A 17,661-nucleotide genomic window follows, 5' to 3' on the forward strand; every position below is an offset into this window, starting at 1 on the left:
GATCGGCGGGCCGGGGAGCTGAGCCGGCCCGCCGATCAGCCCGTCCTGGTGCCCCGCGGCGTGCGGTCGCCGCCGGGACAGGCTGGGGTCGTCCCGCCGGAGCGGAGACGTCGACAACTGAGTATGCCTGAAACGCGGCCGTCCGTGGTGCGCGCGGTCGCCGTTCCCGATTTGTTGGTACCCCGGAACGCCCCGAAGATTCGTGCCGCGCGTCACGGAGGCCAATCGGCCCCGTTATGTCCGCCCGACACGACGGCGGTGCCTCCGGCCGTCGGCCGTCCGTCGCCCGGCCGTAGGCTGAACGGTGATGGCTTACCTGGATCACGCGGCGACCACTCCGATGCTCGACGAGGCACTGGAGGCGTACGTCGCCACCGCTCGCGAGGTCGGCAACGCATCGTCGCTGCACGCGGCCGGTCGGCTCGCCCGACGGCGGGTCGAGGAGTCGCGCGAGCGGGTGGCCGCCGTGCTGGGTGCCCGACCCTCCGAGGTGATCTTCACGGGCGGGGGGACCGAGAGCGACAACCTCGCGGTCAAGGGCATCTTCTGGGCCCGGCGGGCCGCCGACGGCGACCGTCGCCGGGTCGTCTCCAGCGCGGTGGAGCACCACGCCGTGGTCGACGCCGTGGACTGGCTCGGCGCGCACGAGGGCGCCGACGTGGGCTGGTTGCCGGTCGACGGCAGCGGCCGGCTCGAACCCGCCGCCCTCCGCGCGGAACTCGAGGCGTACGGCGACAGGGTGGCGCTGGTGACCGCCATGTGGGCCAACAACGAGGTCGGCACCGTCCAGCCCGTCGGCGAGCTGGCGGCGGTCGCCGCCGAGCACGGCGTGCCCTTCCACACCGACGCGATCCAGGCCGTGGGCCAGGTGCCGGTGGACTTCGCGGCCAGCGGCGTCGCCGCGCTCACCGTGACCGGCCACAAGCTCGGCGGTCCGGTCGGTGTCGGCGCCCTGCTGCTCGGCCGGGACGTGGCGGCCACGCCGCTGCTGCACGGGGGCGGCCAGGAGCGGGACGTGCGCTCGGGCACCCTGGACACCGCCGGCATCGTGGCGTTCGCGGTCGCCGTCGAGGCGGCGGTCAAGGGCCAGCAGGAGTACGCGGCCCGCGTCGCCGCGCTCCGGGACGATCTGGTCGAGCGGGTCCGCCACGCGGTGCCCGAGGCGGTCTACAACGGTGACCCGGTCGACCGGCTCCCCGGCAACGCGCACTTCTCGTTCCCCGGTTGTGAGGGGGACGCGCTGCTCCTTCTGCTCGACGCGCAGGGCATCGCCTGCTCCACCGGGTCGGCCTGCTCGGCCGGCGTGGCCCAGCCGTCGCACGTCCTGCTGGCCATGGGCGCCGACGACGACCGCGCCCGGTCGTCACTGCGCTTCACCCTCGGCCACACCTCCACCCGCGAGGAGGTCGACGCGCTGATCGCGGCCCTGCCCGGCGCCGTCGAACGCGCCCGCCGAGCCGCCGCCTACCGCACCCCCCGCTAACCCCTGCCCCTGCCCCTGCCCCTGCCCCCGGCCCCCGCGCCCCGCCCTCGCCGAGGTCGATCATGCAGTTGTGGTGCCTGGTCTGCGCCCGCTCGCCCGTTTCGTCCACCACCACAACTGCATGATCGACTTTGTGTGGCGCCGCGCCTGCCTCGTCGGCGGGGAGCGCGGGTGGCGAGCGCGGGTGGGAGCGTCGGTGGGGTGGGGCGGCTTGGTGGTTAGGGTTGGGATGGCGCGGGGGCGCGGGAGGGCGCGGGGCGCGAGGGGAGTGGGCTGGTGAGGGTTCTGGCGGCGATGTCCGGCGGGGTGGACTCCGCGGTCGCGGCGGCGCGTGCGGTGGACGCCGGGCACGACGTGACCGGGGTGCACCTGGCGCTGGCCCGCAACCCGCAGACGTACCGCACCGGCGCCCGGGGCTGCTGCACCCTGGAGGACTCCCGCGACGCCCGCCGGGCCGCCGACGTGATCGGCATCCCGTTCTACGTCTGGGACATGGCGGACCGCTTCCACGAGGACGTGGTGGACGACTTCGTGGCCGAGTACGCGGCCGGGCGTACGCCCAATCCCTGCCTCCGCTGCAACGAGAAGATCAAGTTCGCCGCGGTGCTGGACCGCGCCGTGGCCCTGGGCTTCGACGCGGTGGTCACGGGCCACCACGCCCGGCTCGGGGCGGACGGGCTGCTGCGCCGCAGCGTCGACGTGGCGAAGGACCAGTCGTACGTGCTCGCCGTCCTCACCCGCGAGCAGCTGGACCGGTCGATCTTCCCCCTCGGCGACTCGACGAAGGCGGAGGTGCGGGCCGAGGCGGCCCGGCGCGGGCTGGCGGTCGCCGACAAGCCCGACTCGCACGACATCTGCTTCATCGCCGACGGTGACACGCGGCGTTTCCTCGCCCAGCGGCTGGGCGAGCAGCCGGGGGACGTGGTGGACGCGTCCAGCGGCGCGGTGGTCGGCAGCCACGCCGGCGCGTACGCCTACACGGTCGGCCAGCGGCGCGGCCTGCACCTGGACCGGCCCGCGCCGGACGGCCGGCCGCGCTACGTGCTCTCCATCACGCCGAAGACCAACACCGTGACCGTGGGCCCCGCCGAGGCACTGGAGGTCTCCCGGGTCCGCGCCGAGCGCCCGGTCTGGACCGCGGGGCCGCGTCCCGAGGCGCCGGTCGAGTGCGAGGTGCAGTTGCGCGCGCACGGCGACGTGGTGCCGGCCACCGTGGCGCTGGACGGCGACACGCTCCACGCCGAGCTGCGCCGTCCGGTCCGGGGCGTGGCCGCCGGTCAGGCCGTGGTGGCGTACCGGCCGGACCCCGCCGGCGACGTGGTCCTCGGCTCGGCGACCATCGCCGGCTGAACACCGCCGGAGCGCCGGGCCCGGCCGTCCCGGCACCGGATACCCTTCGCCCGTGACAGATGAGGCGTGGCCGTGGCCGGCCGGGGCGGCGACCGGCATCGGATCGCTGCCCGGCACCGACATCGCCGAGGCGCAGCGGATCGTCCTCGGTGAACTTCCCGCGCTGCCCCACCTGCCGGAGCTGCCGGCGCGCGGTCCGGGCGCCGACCTGATCGGCCGCACCGCCGGCCTGCTGGTCGAGCTGCCGGTGGAGTTGTACGCGGCCCGCTGGCGTATCGCTCCGCGTCCCGGCCGCGACCTGCGTCGGGCCCGGGACCTCATGGAACGCGACCTCGACCAGCTCGCCGAGCAGGCCGAGGGGTACGCGGGACCGGTGAAGGTGCAGGCGGGCGGGCCGTTCACGCTGGCTGCGTCCGTGGAGCTGCCGATCGGCGGCCGGCTGCTGCGGGACCCGGGGGCCGTACGCGACCTGGCCGGCTCCCTGGCCGAGGGGCTGCGTGAGCACGTGGCGGCCGTGAGCCGCCGGCTGCCCCGGGCGTCGGTGCTGCTCCAGCTCGACGAGCCGTCGCTGCCGGCGGTCCTCGCGGGCCGGGTGCCCACCGAGAGCGGCCTCGGCACCTACCCGGCGGCCGAGTCCGGCATCGCGGCGACCCTGCTGCGCTCGATCATCGAGACGGTCGGGGTGCCGACCGTCGTGCACTGCTGCGCCCCCGACGTGCCGCTGGAGCTGATCCGCACGACCGGCGCCGTCGGTGTCGCCCTCGACCTGTCGCTCGTCACCGACCTGGATTCGCTCGGCGAGGCCATCGACGCCGGGTTGGGGCTGCTGGCCGGCGCCGCGCCCACGCGTCCACCGTCGACCGGTCGCGCGCCGACCTCGGCCCAGGTGGCCGATCAGGTACGCACGCTCTGGGAGCGGCTGGGCTTTCCCCGCGCCCGCCTGCCCGAGCAGGTCGTGGTCACCCCGGCCTGCGGGCTGGCCGGCGCCACCCCCGAGTACGCGCGGGCCGTGTTGACGGCGTGCCGCGACGCGGGGCGGCGGCTCGCGGAGGAGTGAGGTTCTCCGTCGTACCGGCGGGGCACGATGAGGCGCATGATTGGACAGCTGCGTTCGACGGTGATCGACTGCCCGGATCCCCGGGCCCTGGCCGCGTTCTATTCGGAGCTGCTCGGCCTGCCGGTCGTGGCCGCCGACGAGGACGACTGGATCGTCCTCGGCGGTCCGCCCGGGCACCAGCCGCGGCTCGCGTTCCAGAAGGCACCGGGCCTGCGCCCGCCCGCCTGGCCGGACCCGGAGCGTCCCCAGCAGTTCCACCTCGACGTCACGGTCGACGACATCGAGGCCGCCGAGAAGGCCGCGCTGGCGCTCGGCGCCCGGCGACTGCCCGGTGAGGGTGAGGGTTTCCGGGTCTACGCCGACCCGGCGGGCCACCCCTTCTGCCTCTGCTGGGACTGACCCCTCGACCCGGCCGCCGCCTCCCCTCCGCGGCGGCGGGAGCATCCCGTCGGTTGCTGGTCACGGTGTGGCGGGCGGCAGGCGGGTTGTCGCACCTTCCGGATACGGTGCCCAGGTAGCGTGATCAGGGAGGTCGGTCTGGTGGCTGAGGGTGGCGGCGTGTCCGAGGAGCAGATCGGCCAGCAGGTGAGCCCGGCGCAGGAGGCGGCGGCGGGTGGCGAGCCGACCCCCGAGGCACGCGACCGGCACACCACGCTGAGCCGCGAGCTGACCGAGCACCAGTACCGCTACTACGTGCTCGACGCGCCCACCATCTCCGACGCGGAGTTCGACCGGCAGCTGCGCGAGCTGGAGGCGCTGGAGGCGGAGTACCCGGCGCTGCGCACACCCGACTCGCCCACCCAGCGGGTCGGCGGCACCTTCTCGACCGAGTTCACGCCGGTCCAGCACGCGGAGCGGATGCTCTCGCTCGACAACGCCTTCGCCGACGAGGAGCTCGCCGCCTGGGCCGAGCGCGTCGAGCGCGACGCCGGCGGGCCCGTGCCCTACCTGTGCGAGCTCAAGGTCGACGGCCTGGCGATCAACCTCACCTACGAGCGCGGGCGGCTGGTCCGGGCCGCCACCCGGGGCGACGGCCGCACCGGTGAGGACGTCACCGCCAACGTCCGCAGCATCCGGGACGTCCCCGGCACGCTCACGCCGTCCGCGGAGTACCCCGACGTGCCCGAGCTCCTCGAGGTCCGCGGCGAGATCTACTTCCCGGTGGCCGCCTTCGCCGACCTCAACGCGGGCCTGGTCGAGCAGGGCAAGGCGCCGTTCGCCAACCCGCGCAACGCCGCGGCCGGCAGCCTCCGCCAGAAGGATCCCCGGATCACCGCCTCGCGGCCGTTGCGGCTCGTGGTGCACGGCATCGGCGCCCGGCGCGGCTTCCAGCCGGTCGCGCAGTCCGAGTCGTACGCGGCACTGAAGGCGTGGGGCCTGCCGACCAGCGACCGCTGGCGGGTCGTGCCCGACCTGGCGGGTGTCGCCGAATACATCGCCTACTACGCCGAGCACCGGCACGACGTCGAGCACGAGATCGACGGTGTGGTGGTCAAGGTCGACCCGGTGTCCATCCAGGGCCGGCTCGGCTCGACCAGCCGCGCGCCCCGCTGGGCGATCGCCTTCAAGTACCCGCCGGAGGAGGTGACCACCAAGCTGCTCGACATCGACGTCAACGTGGGGCGCACCGGCCGGGTCACCCCGTTCGCGGTCCTCGAACCGGTCCGGGTGGCCGGCTCCACCGTGGCCCTGGCCACCCTGCACAACGCCCGGGAGGTCGAGCGCAAGGGCGTGCTCATCGGCGACACGGTCGTCGTCCGCAAGGCCGGCGACGTCATCCCCGAGGTGCTCGGCCCGGTGGTCGACCTGCGCCCGGCCGACGCCCGGCCCTTCGTGATGCCCACCACCTGCCCGGCCTGCGGCACCCCGCTCGCCCCCGCCAAGGAGGGCGACGTCGACATCCGCTGCCCCAACACCCGCAGCTGCCCAGCGCAGTTGCGGGAGCGGGTCTTCCACCTCGCGGGCCGCGGCGCGTTCGACATCGAGGTGCTGGGTTACAAGGGCGCGGCGGCCCTGCTCGACGCGGAGATCATCCACGACGAGGGCGACCTGTTCCAGCTCGACGCCGAGCAGCTGTCCCGGTCGCCGTTCTTCGTCAACAAGGACGGCAGCCTCGGCAGCAACGCCGTGAAGCTGCTCGACAACCTGGCCGTCGCCAAGGAGCGCGACCTGTGGCGGGTGCTCGTCGCGCTCTCGATCCGGCACGTCGGGCCGACGGCCGCGCAGGCGCTCGCCCGGCACTTCCGCTCGATCGAGGCGATCGACAAGGCCAGCGAGGAGGAACTCTCCTCGGTCGACGGGGTCGGTCCCACCATCGCCGCGAGCATCCGCGAGTGGTTCGCCGTGGACTGGCACCGCGAGGTCGTACGCAAGTGGGCCGACGCCGGCGTACGCATGGCCGAGGAGGCCGTCGACGAGGGGCCCCGCCCGTTGGAGGGCGTCACCGTGGTGGTCACCGGCACGCTGGCCGGGTTCTCCCGGGACCAGGCGGCCGAGGCGGTGCAGAGCCGCGGCGGCAAGGTCAGCGGCTCGGTCTCCAAGAAGACGAGCTTCGTGGTGGTGGGCGAGAACCCGGGTTCCAAGGCCGACAAGGCGGCCAGCCTGAAGGTGCCGGTCCTCGACGAGGCCGGCTTCCAGCGCCTGCTCGACGCGGGGCCCGACGCCGCCCGCGAGGTGGCCCGGGTCGAGGGCTGACCACCGATCCGACAGCACCGACCCGGGGTCGTCGTGGTCCGGGTCGGTGGCGGCACGGTCGAGACGGCCACCGGTGTCTCGGGAGGCTGGGCGGGCCTCGGCCCGGTTCGTCGGCGCTCGGCCCGGTCCCCTTGGCCGTCTCGGACATTGGCCACTCACGAGCAGGGGCATGAGCCGTGATCCGCTCGGGCGCTCGGGCAGGAGCCTGATCGACGTAGACGGCCCGGACGCGAACCATGATCCACTCGACTTCCGTGAAGGCGCGCCATCGGGCCGGTCGGGACACCGCGACTTCAGGGAAACGGAGTCGATCTCGCTTCGGACGGAGGCTGATCGACACCAGCTCGCCGATATGGCGGTATCCGGTGCGGCGGGACCCCGCCACATCGCCGGAATGGAGTCGATCACGGCTGGGCGAGGAGTTTCGCCCGCTCCCGGTGCCGGCGAGCGCGCGGAGGCGTATACCAAGTTAATTACGACTACGACCGATTCGTGACTGTCATACCGGGAACTGCGGCATCGAGGGCGTTTCATTGGTGCACGGCGTGTGCACGGGCACGCCGACCGTTGTCCGGGAGGGTGTGATGGAGGTCGCCGACCCGCGCAACGTCGTCCCGCCGGGGCGGGTGGCGCCGTTCGGCGCCTTCATCGCGGGCGTCCTGGCCCTGGCGGTGCTCGTCACCGTCGGTCCACTGGTGACGTTGCCGGAGCTGCTGCCCCGGATGCCGGTGGCGTTCTGGACCATGGCGGTGCTCGCCGTGGTGTGCGACGCCCGCCCCTTCGTGCCACCGGGCCGACGACAGTCCTCGGCGGTCTTCCCGTCCACCTGCTTCACCTTCGCGATCCTCCTCGGCTGGGGCTTGGGCCCGGCGGTGGCCGTGCAGGCGGTCGCCGTGGTGGTCTCCGGCTGGCGGCTGCGCCACGCGGCGTGGCGGACGGCGTTCAACGTCGGCCAGTACGCGTGCGCCCTGGCCGCCGCGTACGCCGTCACCCGCCTCGGGCCCGGCACCGTCTTCTCCGGCGGCGCGCTGCACGGCTCCGACGTGGCGGCCGTCGGCGGCGCCACGGTGGCCTGGTTCGTGGTCAACTACGTGCTGGTGAGCATGGCGGTGCGGCTGCGCTTCGGTGAGCGGTGGTGGCCGAGCTTCCGGCAGGGGCTCGGCTTCGAACTGCTCTCCACCGGGTCGCTGCTGCTGCTCGCCCCGGTGCTGGTGGCCGCGGCCCGCACCAGCGCGGCGCTGATCCCGCTGGTGCTGGTGCCGCTGTTCGCCGTCTACCGGATGGCCCGGCTCACGGTCGAGCAGCAACAGCTCGCCTCCCTGGACCCGCTCACCGGCCTGCCCAACCGCAAGGCGCTGCTCGCCGAGGTCGCCGAGCAGGTGCACCTGCACGCCGAGCGCTCCGCAAGGGGCGCACCGGACGGGCGCCTCGCGCTGCTGCTCATCGACCTGGACCGGTTCAAAAACGTCAACGACGCGCTCGGCCACGCGGTGGGGGACCGGCTGCTGGTGGAGGTCAGCCAGCGGTTGACGGCGCTGGTGGCCGGCCGGGAGATGGTGGCCCGGCTCGGTGGGGACGAGTTCGCCATCGTGATGACGGGTCTGCGGGACGTCACCGAGGCCCGCGAGCTGGCCGACCGGGTGGTCCGTACGCTCGCCGAGCCGGTGCCGCTCGACGGGCTGCCGCTGGACGTGGGCGGGTCCATCGGGATCGCGCTCTACCCGGAGCACGGCGAGGACTTCGCGACCCTCATGCGCCACGCGGACGTGGCGATGTACGACGCGAAGCACCGCAACGACACGGTGGCGGTCTACGCCGCGGAGTCCGACCACAACTCCGCCGAGCGCCTGGGCCTCCTCGCGGACCTGCGCCGGGTGCTGGAGGTCGGCCCCGTGCTCGACGACCCGGCCGACGTCGACCGGACGGTGGGCGACAGCCCCGGCGGGGAGAGCCCACCCGACCGGGAGTCGTCTGCCGCTTCCGCGTCGGCGAAGGCGCCCCTCGTCTCCGGGGGAACGCGTGGCGGGGACGGCGCGGCGCTCCGTACGCCCGCCGACGCCCGCGGCGGGCCGGGGCTGTCCGTCGCCGCGGTGGCGGGAAGCCGGACGGGCCGGTGGTGGCCGCGGCGGCGCGGCCGGCGTCCGGACCCGGTGCCCGACGACGAGCTGATAAGCCGGATCGTTGCCGGCGCCGACCCGATCCGCCGGCGTGCCGGCCGCACCGGCGGGGCGGTGGTGAACCGCGGCCCGGTCCTCGACCGGCGGCCGGTCAACGGCCGTGCCCCGACGGCCGAGCCGGCTCACCGGGGCGCCGCGGTCGAGCACGGTGACGGACGACTGAGCGCCGACGCCGGGACGGAAACGACCGCCGGTACGACGCCACGGACCGTCGGGGGCGAGCCCGCGACGGGACCGGCCGTGGGCGAGCCCGTGACCGGACCGGCCGCCGCCCCAGCCGGGGCCGAGCAGACCGCCCTCGCCGGGGCCGACCCGCTTCCGACGGGGCGCGGGACCCGGGGGCGGGCCGGCGCACGGGGGACCGACGCCGACCACGCCGCCGACGTCGGCGAGATCACCATGTACTACCAGCCGCAGGTCGCCATCGCCACGGGCGAGGTGGTGGGCGTCGAGGCGCTGCTGCGCTGGCGGCACCCGCGGCGCGGGATGGTCGACCCGGAGGAGCTGATCCGGGTCGCCGAGCAGAGCGCCGTGATGCGGCTGCTCACCCGACGGGTGGTCGACGACGTCGTGGAACAGTTGGCCAAGTGGTCGGCCGCCGGCATCGGACTGCGCGCCGCGCTGAACGTGAGCGTGCGCGACCTGCACACCGGCGAGATCGCCGACCAGATCGCCGACCGGCTGGCGCGGTTCGGCGTACCGCCCGAGCGGCTGCAACTGGAGATCACCGAGGGGGCGCTCATGGCCGACCCCCGGCGGGTGCTGGCCACCATCTCCCGGTTGCACCGGATCGGGGTGGCCATCTCGCTGGACGACTTCGGCACCGGGTACTCCTCGCTGCAACACCTGCGCCGGTTGCCGCTCTCCGAGGTCAAGGTCGACCGCAGCTTCGTGCTCGGGATGGCGGAGGACGCCGACGACGCGGCGATCGTCCGGTCCATGATCGAGCTGGCCGGCGCGCTCGGGCTGCGGGTGGTCGCCGAGGGCGTGGAGGACGAACGCACCTGGCGCATGCTGTACGCGGCCGGCTGCGACGCCGCCCAGGGCTGGTTCTACGCCCGGCCCATGCCGGCGGAGGAGCTTGTCGCGTGGTTGGCCCGGTACCGGCCGGTCCGTCCCACCGGCGGCCCGGACCCGGACACCCGGCGCCGGCACGCACGGTGACCCGTACGCCGGGCGGAGGCGCCGCCGGGCGGGGACGGAGGGGGAGTCGGGGACGTCGGGCCGGCGCGGAACAATAGACTCGCTCCGGTCACCGCGCGTCACGCACCATGGCCGTGCGGTCGGCACACCGGCCGGACACTGGACCGTTTCACGAAGGGGGCACCGATGGCCGCCATCTCCCGCGAGGAGGTCGCGCACCTCGCGCGCCTGTCGCGGCTCGCCGTCACCGAGGAGGAGCTGGACACGTTCGCCAACCAGCTCGACGTGATCCTCCAGGCGGTCGCCCAGGTCGGCAAGGTCGCCGCCGCGGACATCCCGCCGACCTCGCACTCGGTGCCGCTCACGAACGTCCTCCGCGAGGACGTCGAGACGCCGTGCCTCACCCCCGAGGAGGCGCTGTCGGGCGCGCCGGACGCCGACCAGCAGCGGTTCCGCGTCCCCCGGATCCTGAACGAGGACCTCGCGTCATGAGCGGGCGCAGCGAGCGAAGTGAGGCGGCATGAGCGACCTGACCACGAAGACCGCGGCGGAGATCGCCGCCCTGGTGGCCGGCGGGGAGGCCTCCGCCGTCGAGGTCACCCAGGCCCACCTCGACCGCATCGCCGCGGTCGACGACCGGGTGCACGCGTTCCTGCACGTCGACGGTGAGGGCGCGCTGGCCGCCGCCCGCGCCGTGGACGAGCGCCGTGCGGCCGGCGAGCCGCTCGGCCCCCTCGCCGGGGTGCCGGTGGCCGTGAAGGACGTGCTCGCCACGAAGGGCGTGCCCACCACGGTCGGGTCGAAGATCCTGGAGGGCTGGCGCCCGCCGTACGACGCGACGATCGTCGAGCGGCTGCGCGCCGCCGGCACGGTGATGCTCGGCAAGACGAACATGGACGAGTTCGCCATGGGCTCCTCCACGGAATACTCGGCGTACGGGCCGACCCGCAACCCGTGGGATCTCGACCGGATCCCCGGCGGCTCCGGTGGCGGCAGTTCGGCGGCCATCGCCGCGTACGAGGCGCCGCTCGCCATCGGCTCGGACACGGGCGGCTCGATCCGCCAGCCGGGCGCGGTCACCGGCACCGTCGGGGCGAAGCCGACGTACGGCGGCACCTCCCGCTACGGTCTGGTGGCGTTCTCCTCGTCGCTGGACACGCCCGGCCCGTGCGCGCGTACGGTGCTGGACGCCGCGCTGCTGCACGAGGCGATCGGGGGGCACGACCCGCGTGACTCGACGTCCATCCCGCAGCCGGTGCCGGCCGTGGTGGCGGCCGCGAGGCAGGGCGCGAGCGGTGACCTGACCGGTGTGAAGCTCGGCATCGTGACCGAGTTCGCCGGCGAGGGCGCGGAGCCGGGCGTGCTGGCGGTCTTCCGGGACGCGGTCGACACGCTCACCAAGCTGGGCGCGGAGATCGTGGAGATCTCCTGCCCGCACTTCACGTACGCGCTGCCGGCCTACTACCTCATCGCGCCGAGCGAGTGCTCCTCCAACCTGGCCCGCTTCGACGGGGTTCGGTTCGGGCTGCGGGTCGGCGACGACGGCACCCGGTCGCTCGAGGAGGTCATGTCGCTGACCCGGGAGGCAGGCTTCGGCCCGGAGGTCAAGCGCCGGATCATGCTCGGCACGTACGCGCTCTCGTCGGGCTACTACGACGCCTACTACGGGCAGGCCCAGAAGGTCCGTACGCTGATCAGCCGCGACTTCACGGCGGCGTTCGAGCGGGTGGATGCGTTGATCTCGCCGACCACCCCGTTCGTGGCGTTCCCGATCGGCGCGCGCACCTCCGACCCGTACCAGATGTACCTGGCCGACCTGTTCACCATCCCGACGAACCTGTACGGCGGGCCCGGCATCTCCGTGCCGTGCGGCCTGTCCGACGGGCTGCCGGTCGGCCTGCAGGTCATGGCCCCGACGATGGCCGACGACCGGATGTACCGGGTCGCCGCCGCGCTGGAGAGCGCCGTCGGCACGTTCACCCCACCGGCACTGTGAGGCAGGAGCACCGATGACGACGACACTGCCCGCGTACGACGAGGTCGTGGCGCGCTACGAACCGGTGATCGGCCTGGAGACCCACGTCGAGCTGGGCACCCGGACGAAGATGTTCTGCGGCTGCCCGACCGACTTCGGCGGCGAGCCGAACACCCGGGTCTGCCCGGTCTGCCTGGGCCTGCCCGGCTCGCTGCCGGTGGCCAACAAGGCGGCCATCGAGGCGACGATCCGGATCGGCCTCGCGCTCAACTGCTCCATCGCCGAGTGGTGCCGGTTCGCCCGGAAGAACTACTTCTACCCGGACATGCCGAAGAACTTCCAGATCAGCCAGTACGACGAGCCGCTCTGCGTCGACGGCTACCTGGACGTCGAGGTGAACGGCGAGACCGTGCGCATCGGCATCGAGCGGGTGCACCTGGAGGAGGACACCGGCAAGACGCTGCACGTGGGCGGCGCCACCGGCCGGATCCACGGCGCCACCGAGTCGCTGGTCGACTACAACCGGGCCGGCATCCCGCTCGTGGAGATCGTCACGAAGCCGATCCCCGGCACCGGGGCGCTCGCCCCCGACGTGGCCCGGGCGTACGTGACCGAGCTGCGTGACGTGATCCGCTCGCTGGGCGTCTCCGACGTCCGGATGGAGGAGGGTTCGCTGCGCTGCGACGTCAACACGTCGCTGAACCTGCCCGGCGAGGAGTGGGGCACGCGCACCGAGACGAAGAACGTCAACTCGCTGCGGTCGGTGGAGCGGGCGGTCCGCTCGGAGATGCTGCGGCAGGCGTCGGTGCTCGACGCGGGCGGCCGGATCACGCAGGAGACCCGGCACTTCCACGAGGACACCGGGGACACCACCCCGGGCCGCTCGAAGGAGACGGCGACCGACTACCGGTACTTCCCGGAGCCGGACCTCGTGCCCCTCGCGCCGGACCCGGCGTGGGTGGCCGAGCTGAAGGCGGCCCTGCCGGAGCTGCCCCGGGTGCACCGGAGGCGGCTCCAGGAGCAGTGGGGGCTGTCTGACCTGGACATGCAGTCGGTGCTCAACGCGGGCGCGGTCGAGCTGATCGAGGAGACCGTGGCGGCGGGCGCGACCCCGGCCGCGGCGCGGAAGTGGTGGCTCGGCGAGCTGTCCCGGCGGGCCAACGAGACCGGTGTGGAGCTGGCCGACGTCGGGGCCACGCCGGCCCAGGTGGCCGAGCTTCAGGGCCTCGTGGACGCCGGCAAGCTGAACGACAAGCTGGCCCGTACGGTGCTCGAGGGCGTGGTGGCCGGCGAGGGCTCGCCGACCGAGATCATGAGCAACCGTAACCTCGGGGTGGTGTCGGACACGGGCGCGCTCACGGCCGCCGTGGACGAGGCGATCGCCGCCAACGCGGCCATCGCCGACAAGGTCCGCAGCGGCAAGGTGGCGGCGGCCGGCGCGCTGGTCGGCGCGGTCATGAAGAGCACCCGCGGCCAGGCCGACGCCAAGACGGTCCGTGACCTGATCCTGGCCCGCCTGGGCGTGGAAGGCTGACCCGCCCACCTCCCATCCCCGTGCCGACCCGTTGATCATGAGGTTGGTGGCAGTCGCCGATCCGCGGACCGCCGTCAACCTCATGATCGACGCGTTTCGGCGCCACCCCTCGGCAGGGCGTCAACGGCGACGCCCGGATGGAGTTTCCGTGAACCAGCACGACCTCGACGTCCTCGACGACATCCAGCGGCGGGTGCTCTGGCTCGCCACCCGCATCGTGGACGCCGCCAACCACGACCGGGACACCGGCGACGGGGTGAAGGTCGGCGGGCACCAGGCGTCCAGCGCCTCGCTGGTCACCGCGATGACCGCGCTCTGGTTCGCGCACCTGGACGCCGCCGACCGGGTCGCCGTGAAGCCCCACGCGTCCCCGGTCTTCCACGCCATCCAGTACCTGCTCGGCAACCTGGACCGGTCGTACCTGACCCGGCTGCGCGCCCGGGGCGGCCTCCAGTCGTACCCGTCGCGCACCAAGGACCCGGACGAGGTGGACTTCTCCACCGGATCGGTGGGTCTCGGCGCCGCGGCGCCCCTGTTCGCGGCGGCCACGCGGCGCTACGTGGACGCGCACTTCGGCCCCCGGCCCCGGTCCCGCTTCATCGCCCTGATCGGTGACGCCGAGCTGGACGAGGGCAACATCTGGGAGGCCGTGGCCGACCCGGCGACCACCGGGCTGGGCGACGTGATGTGGCTCGTCGACTTCAACCGCCAGTCGCTGGACCGCGTGGTCCCCGGTGTGCGGATCAACCAGTGGCGTGGCCAGTTCGAGGCGGCCGGCTGGCACGTGGTGGAGGTCAAGTACGGCCGCCGGCTCGCCGAGGCGTACGGGCGGCCGGGCGGCGAGGCGCTGCGGGACTGGATCGACGCCATGCCCAACGAGCAGTACCAGTCGCTGTTCGGGCTGGCCGGGCCGGCGCTGCGCAAACAGTTCCTCGACGGGGCGCCGGAGTCGGTCGCCACGTTCGTCGCCGACATCCCCGACGACGAGCTGGGCCCGCTCGTCACCGACCTCGGCGGGCACGACCTCGCGGCGCTGCTCGACGCGTACGCCCAGTGCGACGCGGTCACCGACCGGCCCAGCGTCGTGTTCGCGTACACGGTGAAGGGGTGGGGTCTGCCCATCGCCGGCAATCCGCGCAACCACTCGGCGCTGCTCACCACCGAACAGGTCGACGCGCTGCGCGCCGCGCACGGCCTCACCCCGGAGACCGAGTGGGACCGGCTCGACCCGGCGACCCCGGCCGGCATCCGGGCCGGCGAGCGCCGGGAGGCGCTGTCCCGACCGCCGCGCGAGCGTGCGCTGGGGGTCACCGTCCCGGAGACCACGCGGGTACGCGCCAACAAGCCGATCTCCACCCAGGAGGTCTTCGGCCGCGTCCTCGTGGACCTGGCCCGCGACCCCGAGGTGGGCCGCTACCTGGTGACCACCGCCCCGGACGTAGCCACCTCCACCAACCTCGCCGGGTTCATCAACAAGACCGGGGTGTTCGCCCCGACCGAGCAGCGCTCGTGGACCGAGGACCGGATGCTGCGGTGGACCGAGAGCCCCGCCGGCCAGCACATCGAGCTGGGCATCTCGGAGATGAACCTGTTCCTGCTGCTGGGCCAGCTCGGCCTCGCCTGGGACCTGTCGGGGCAGCCGCTGCTGCCGGTCGGCACGGTCTACGACCCGTTCGTGCTGCGTGGCCTCGACGCGTTCCTCTACGGCACGTACTCCGGCTCCCGGTTCGTGGTGGCCGGCACGCCCTCCGGGATCACGCTCGCCCCCGAGGGCGGCGCCCACCAGTCGACGATCACCGCCTCGGTCGGTCTGGAGCTGCCCGGGGTGACGTTCGTCGAGCCGGCGTACGCCGTGACGCTCGACTGGCTGCTCTGCGACGCGCTCGGCCAGATCGCCGCCGGAACGGCCCCGTCGGCCACGGCGGCGCCGGCCGAGGACGGCGCGTACTACTTCCGGCTCAGCACCCGACCGCTGGACCAGGCGCCGTTCGAGGCGGCCCGCGCCCGGCTCGGTGACGCGGTGCTGCGCCGGCAGGTGGTCGCAGGGGCGTACCGGCTCGTCGACGCCCACCAGGCGTACCCGCACCTGGCCGACGCGCCGGTGGTGCAGCTCGCCGCCTCCGGGGCGGTGCTGCCCGAGGTGCTGGCCGCGGCGGCGGAGCTGGCGGACGAGGGCATCGCCGCGCACGTCGTGGACATCACCTCGCTGGACCGGATCTACCGGGCCTGGCAGCGCACGCTGCGGCAGGGCGTCCGCACGGCCACCGTGCCGAGCGTGCCCAGCGCGCTCCGGTCCGCCTTCGACGACCGGGCGCCGATCGTGACCGTGCACGACGCCGCCTCGCATGCCATGGCGTGGCTCGGCTCGGCGCTGGGGGTGCCGGCGGTGCCGCTCGGCGTGGACGAGTTCGGCCAGTCGGGCAGCGTGACCGAGCTGTACGAGCTGCACGACCTGCTCCCCGGCAGCATCGTGAACGCCGCCCTCGCAGCCCTCTCCCTACGCCGCTGAGCCCCGCCCCGCCCTGCCCTGCCCCGCGCGATCATGCAGTTGTGGTGCCCGGTGTGTGGGCATCGGCGCCTTACGTCCCCCACCACAACTGCATGATCGACGGCGTGGGCGTGTCGGGCGCGTCGCACGGCGCGCCCCGGGGGGGGGGTCAGCGCGTGGGGGTTGGGGTTATCGGGACCTGGTCGCCGGCGCGGGGGTCGTTGATGACGTGGCGTTCCAGGTTCACCTGGGCCTGCCCGGTGCCGCCGACGGTGATGTCGTCGTACGCCTGGAGCAGCTTGTCCTTGTCGAAGTAGAGGACGCTCATCGACAGCGGAGTGGGCTTCTCGCCCTCGAGCCCGCGCAGCCCGGCGCCGCCCGTGGAGCCCTCCACGAACAACTGGGTCGGCATCAACCCCGGCTGCTGCGGCAGCTTCGAGACCTGCCGGGTGTGGGTGTGACCGGCCAGCACGAGCGGGCAGGTGCCGGAGAGCGGCCCGGCGGAGGCCGGGTCGTGCACCAGCGCGATGTTCACGGGCCGCGGCGAGTTGCGGACCGTGTCGGCGAGTTGCTCACCCACGCCGATGACCTGCTCGGCCACCGGCTTCGTGAGCCCGCTCCCGGCCGGTGAGGTGTTCTTGTCGGGGGTGAAGCGGGGGTCGCCGATGCCGGCGATGGTGAGCCCGGCCACCGTGGTGGTCGAGTTGTTCAGCACGATCGCGTTGGGCTGCCGCGCCACCGCCGCGGCCGTACGGCCCGAGTCGTGGTTGCCCCGGATGTAGACGTACGGCCGTTTCAGCACCCCGATCGACCCGACGAACGACGCCTCGGGCTCGCTGCCCCAGTCGGTGATGTCGCCGGTGTCGACGACCACGTCGATGTCGAACTGCTCCACCACCGTGCGGATGAGCGACCAGCCCGTCGGGTTGAGGTGCATGTCGGAGACGTGCAGCACCCGGGTCGTGTCCGGCGCCGGCTCGAACACCGGCAGGCCCGACACGGTCGTGTAGAGCTGGCTCACGTTGCCCACGAGCCGCTGGAGCTGCTCGGCGTACCGGGTGTAGTCGTTGGCGATCCGCCGGGCGTCACCCACGATCGCCGGCGCGTTGACGAGTAGGCCCTCGTACCGGGGCTCCTCGATCGCCCCCGGGCGCAGCGTCCCCGCGGCCGCGCCCAGGCTGCCGAGGCTGACCACGAGCGCCAGGGCCCCGGACAGGGCGGTGCGGCGGACGTTGCGGAACACCAGGGCGGCAAGCAGCAGCGTGGCCAGCACCGCGGACGCCACGGTGCGCAGCCCGAGCCGCATGACGCCGGACCGCACGTCCTCGACGGCGGAGATGCTCGCTCGCTGGATGCTCGCGGGGTCGTCGATCAGCGCCTCGGTGCGCATCTGGTCGAGCGCGCCGAGCCGGACCGTGAGGTGGGTGGGCCCGTCGTGGCTGTCGATCAGCAGCGCGCCGAGCGGCGGGATGTCGACCGTGGTGCCGCCGGACGTGTCCGGGGTGAGGGTGAGGGTGGCCTGGAACGGCCCGATGTCGGTGTCGACCCGGCCGCCGGCGAGGACGCCGGCCACCACGCCGGCCAGGGTGACCAGCAGCACCGCCAGGGTCAACCCGGCCAGGCGCAGGGGACGGCGCGCACCGCCCCCGGTGGCGCCGCGGCGCAGCGGCCAGGGGCGGCGGCGCGCGCCCGCCGGGGTCTCACCCGCGGCGGGGGTCTGCTCGTTCTTGTCCCCGTCCATGCTGACGATTCTGATCCGT

The 17,661-nt window shown here is 73.9% G+C and carries 11 protein-coding genes; 10 read left to right on the forward strand and 1 reads right to left on the reverse strand.

Annotated features, from left to right (window positions below; all coding sequences use genetic code 11):
• The first annotated feature begins 307 nt into the window (after positions 1-307).
• The 10 genes from ACSNOA_RS07970 to ACSNOA_RS08015 all read left to right on the forward strand — a co-directional run bounded on the left by ACSNOA_RS07970 (position 308) and on the right by ACSNOA_RS08015 (position 15,922).
• On the forward strand, positions 308-1,483 hold the full coding sequence (locus tag ACSNOA_RS07970; RefSeq protein ID WP_436657288.1) for a cysteine desulfurase family protein: 1,176 nt from the start codon (positions 308-310) through the stop codon (positions 1,481-1,483).
• A 276-nt stretch (positions 1,484-1,759) separates the two neighbouring features.
• Positions 1,760-2,833 carry a tRNA 2-thiouridine(34) synthase MnmA gene (mnmA, locus tag ACSNOA_RS07975; RefSeq protein WP_436657289.1) on the forward strand — a complete coding sequence of 358 codons (1,074 nt, stop codon included), beginning with the start codon at positions 1,760-1,762 and terminating at the stop codon, positions 2,831-2,833.
• 52 nt (positions 2,834-2,885) lie between these two features.
• Complete coding sequence (locus tag ACSNOA_RS07980; RefSeq protein WP_436657290.1) at positions 2,886-3,890, forward strand: methionine synthase; 1,005 nt, start codon at positions 2,886-2,888, stop codon at positions 3,888-3,890.
• A gap of 36 nt (positions 3,891-3,926) precedes the next feature.
• Complete coding sequence (locus ACSNOA_RS07985) at positions 3,927-4,289, forward strand: VOC family protein (RefSeq protein WP_436657291.1); 363 nt, start codon at positions 3,927-3,929, stop codon at positions 4,287-4,289.
• Between the two features lie 159 nt (positions 4,290-4,448).
• A complete protein-coding gene (gene ligA / locus ACSNOA_RS07990) occupies positions 4,449-6,584 on the forward strand; it encodes an NAD-dependent DNA ligase LigA (protein WP_436657292.1) in 2,136 nt (711 codons plus the stop codon).
• A 584-nt stretch (positions 6,585-7,168) separates the two neighbouring features.
• Positions 7,169-9,925, forward strand: coding sequence for an EAL domain-containing protein (locus tag ACSNOA_RS07995; protein ID WP_436657293.1), 2,757 nt, complete (start codon positions 7,169-7,171; stop codon positions 9,923-9,925).
• Positions 9,926-10,090: 165 nt separating this feature from the next.
• Positions 10,091-10,396: an Asp-tRNA(Asn)/Glu-tRNA(Gln) amidotransferase subunit GatC gene (gene gatC, locus ACSNOA_RS08000; protein ID WP_436657294.1), complete on the forward strand. Its 306-nt coding sequence runs from the start codon at positions 10,091-10,093 to the stop codon at positions 10,394-10,396.
• Positions 10,397-10,424: 28 nt separating this feature from the next.
• The gene (gene gatA / locus ACSNOA_RS08005) at positions 10,425-11,900 is read left to right on the forward strand and encodes an Asp-tRNA(Asn)/Glu-tRNA(Gln) amidotransferase subunit GatA (protein WP_436657295.1); all 1,476 of its coding nucleotides are present in this window, start codon (positions 10,425-10,427) and stop codon (positions 11,898-11,900) included.
• 13 nt (positions 11,901-11,913) lie between these two features.
• The gene (gene gatB, locus ACSNOA_RS08010; RefSeq protein WP_436657296.1) at positions 11,914-13,413 is read left to right on the forward strand and encodes an Asp-tRNA(Asn)/Glu-tRNA(Gln) amidotransferase subunit GatB; all 1,500 of its coding nucleotides are present in this window, start codon (positions 11,914-11,916) and stop codon (positions 13,411-13,413) included.
• 148 nt (positions 13,414-13,561) lie between these two features.
• Positions 13,562-15,922 carry a transketolase-like TK C-terminal-containing protein gene (locus ACSNOA_RS08015; RefSeq protein WP_436657297.1) on the forward strand — a complete coding sequence of 787 codons (2,361 nt, stop codon included), beginning with the start codon at positions 13,562-13,564 and terminating at the stop codon, positions 15,920-15,922.
• Positions 15,923-16,070: 148 nt separating this feature from the next.
• Here ACSNOA_RS08015 and ACSNOA_RS08020 read toward each other — a convergent pair whose 3' ends face one another.
• Positions 16,071-17,642: a metallophosphoesterase gene (locus ACSNOA_RS08020; protein ID WP_436657298.1), complete on the reverse strand. Its 1,572-nt coding sequence runs from the start codon at positions 17,640-17,642 to the stop codon at positions 16,071-16,073.
• Between the last annotated feature and the right edge of the window lie 19 nt (positions 17,643-17,661).

Source organism: Micromonospora sp. URMC 103, from assembly GCF_051386435.1.
Lineage (GTDB): Bacteria > Actinomycetota > Actinomycetes > Mycobacteriales > Micromonosporaceae > Micromonospora.

Coding starts and splice junctions, on each gene's coding strand:
- ACSNOA_RS07970 (WP_436657288.1), top strand. CDS start 308: ATGGCTTACCTGGATCACGCGGCGACCACTCCGATGCTCGACGAGGCA.
- ACSNOA_RS07985 (WP_436657291.1), top strand. CDS start 3,927: ATGATTGGACAGCTGCGTTCGACGGTGATCGACTGCCCGGATCCCCGG.
- ACSNOA_RS07995 (WP_436657293.1), top strand. CDS start 7,169: ATGGAGGTCGCCGACCCGCGCAACGTCGTCCCGCCGGGGCGGGTGGCG.
- gatC (WP_436657294.1), top strand. CDS start 10,091: ATGGCCGCCATCTCCCGCGAGGAGGTCGCGCACCTCGCGCGCCTGTCG.
- gatA (WP_436657295.1), top strand. CDS start 10,425: ATGAGCGACCTGACCACGAAGACCGCGGCGGAGATCGCCGCCCTGGTG.
- gatB (WP_436657296.1), top strand. CDS start 11,914: ATGACGACGACACTGCCCGCGTACGACGAGGTCGTGGCGCGCTACGAA.
- ACSNOA_RS08020 (WP_436657298.1), bottom strand. CDS start 17,642: ATGGACGGGGACAAGAACGAGCAGACCCCCGCCGCGGGTGAGACCCCG.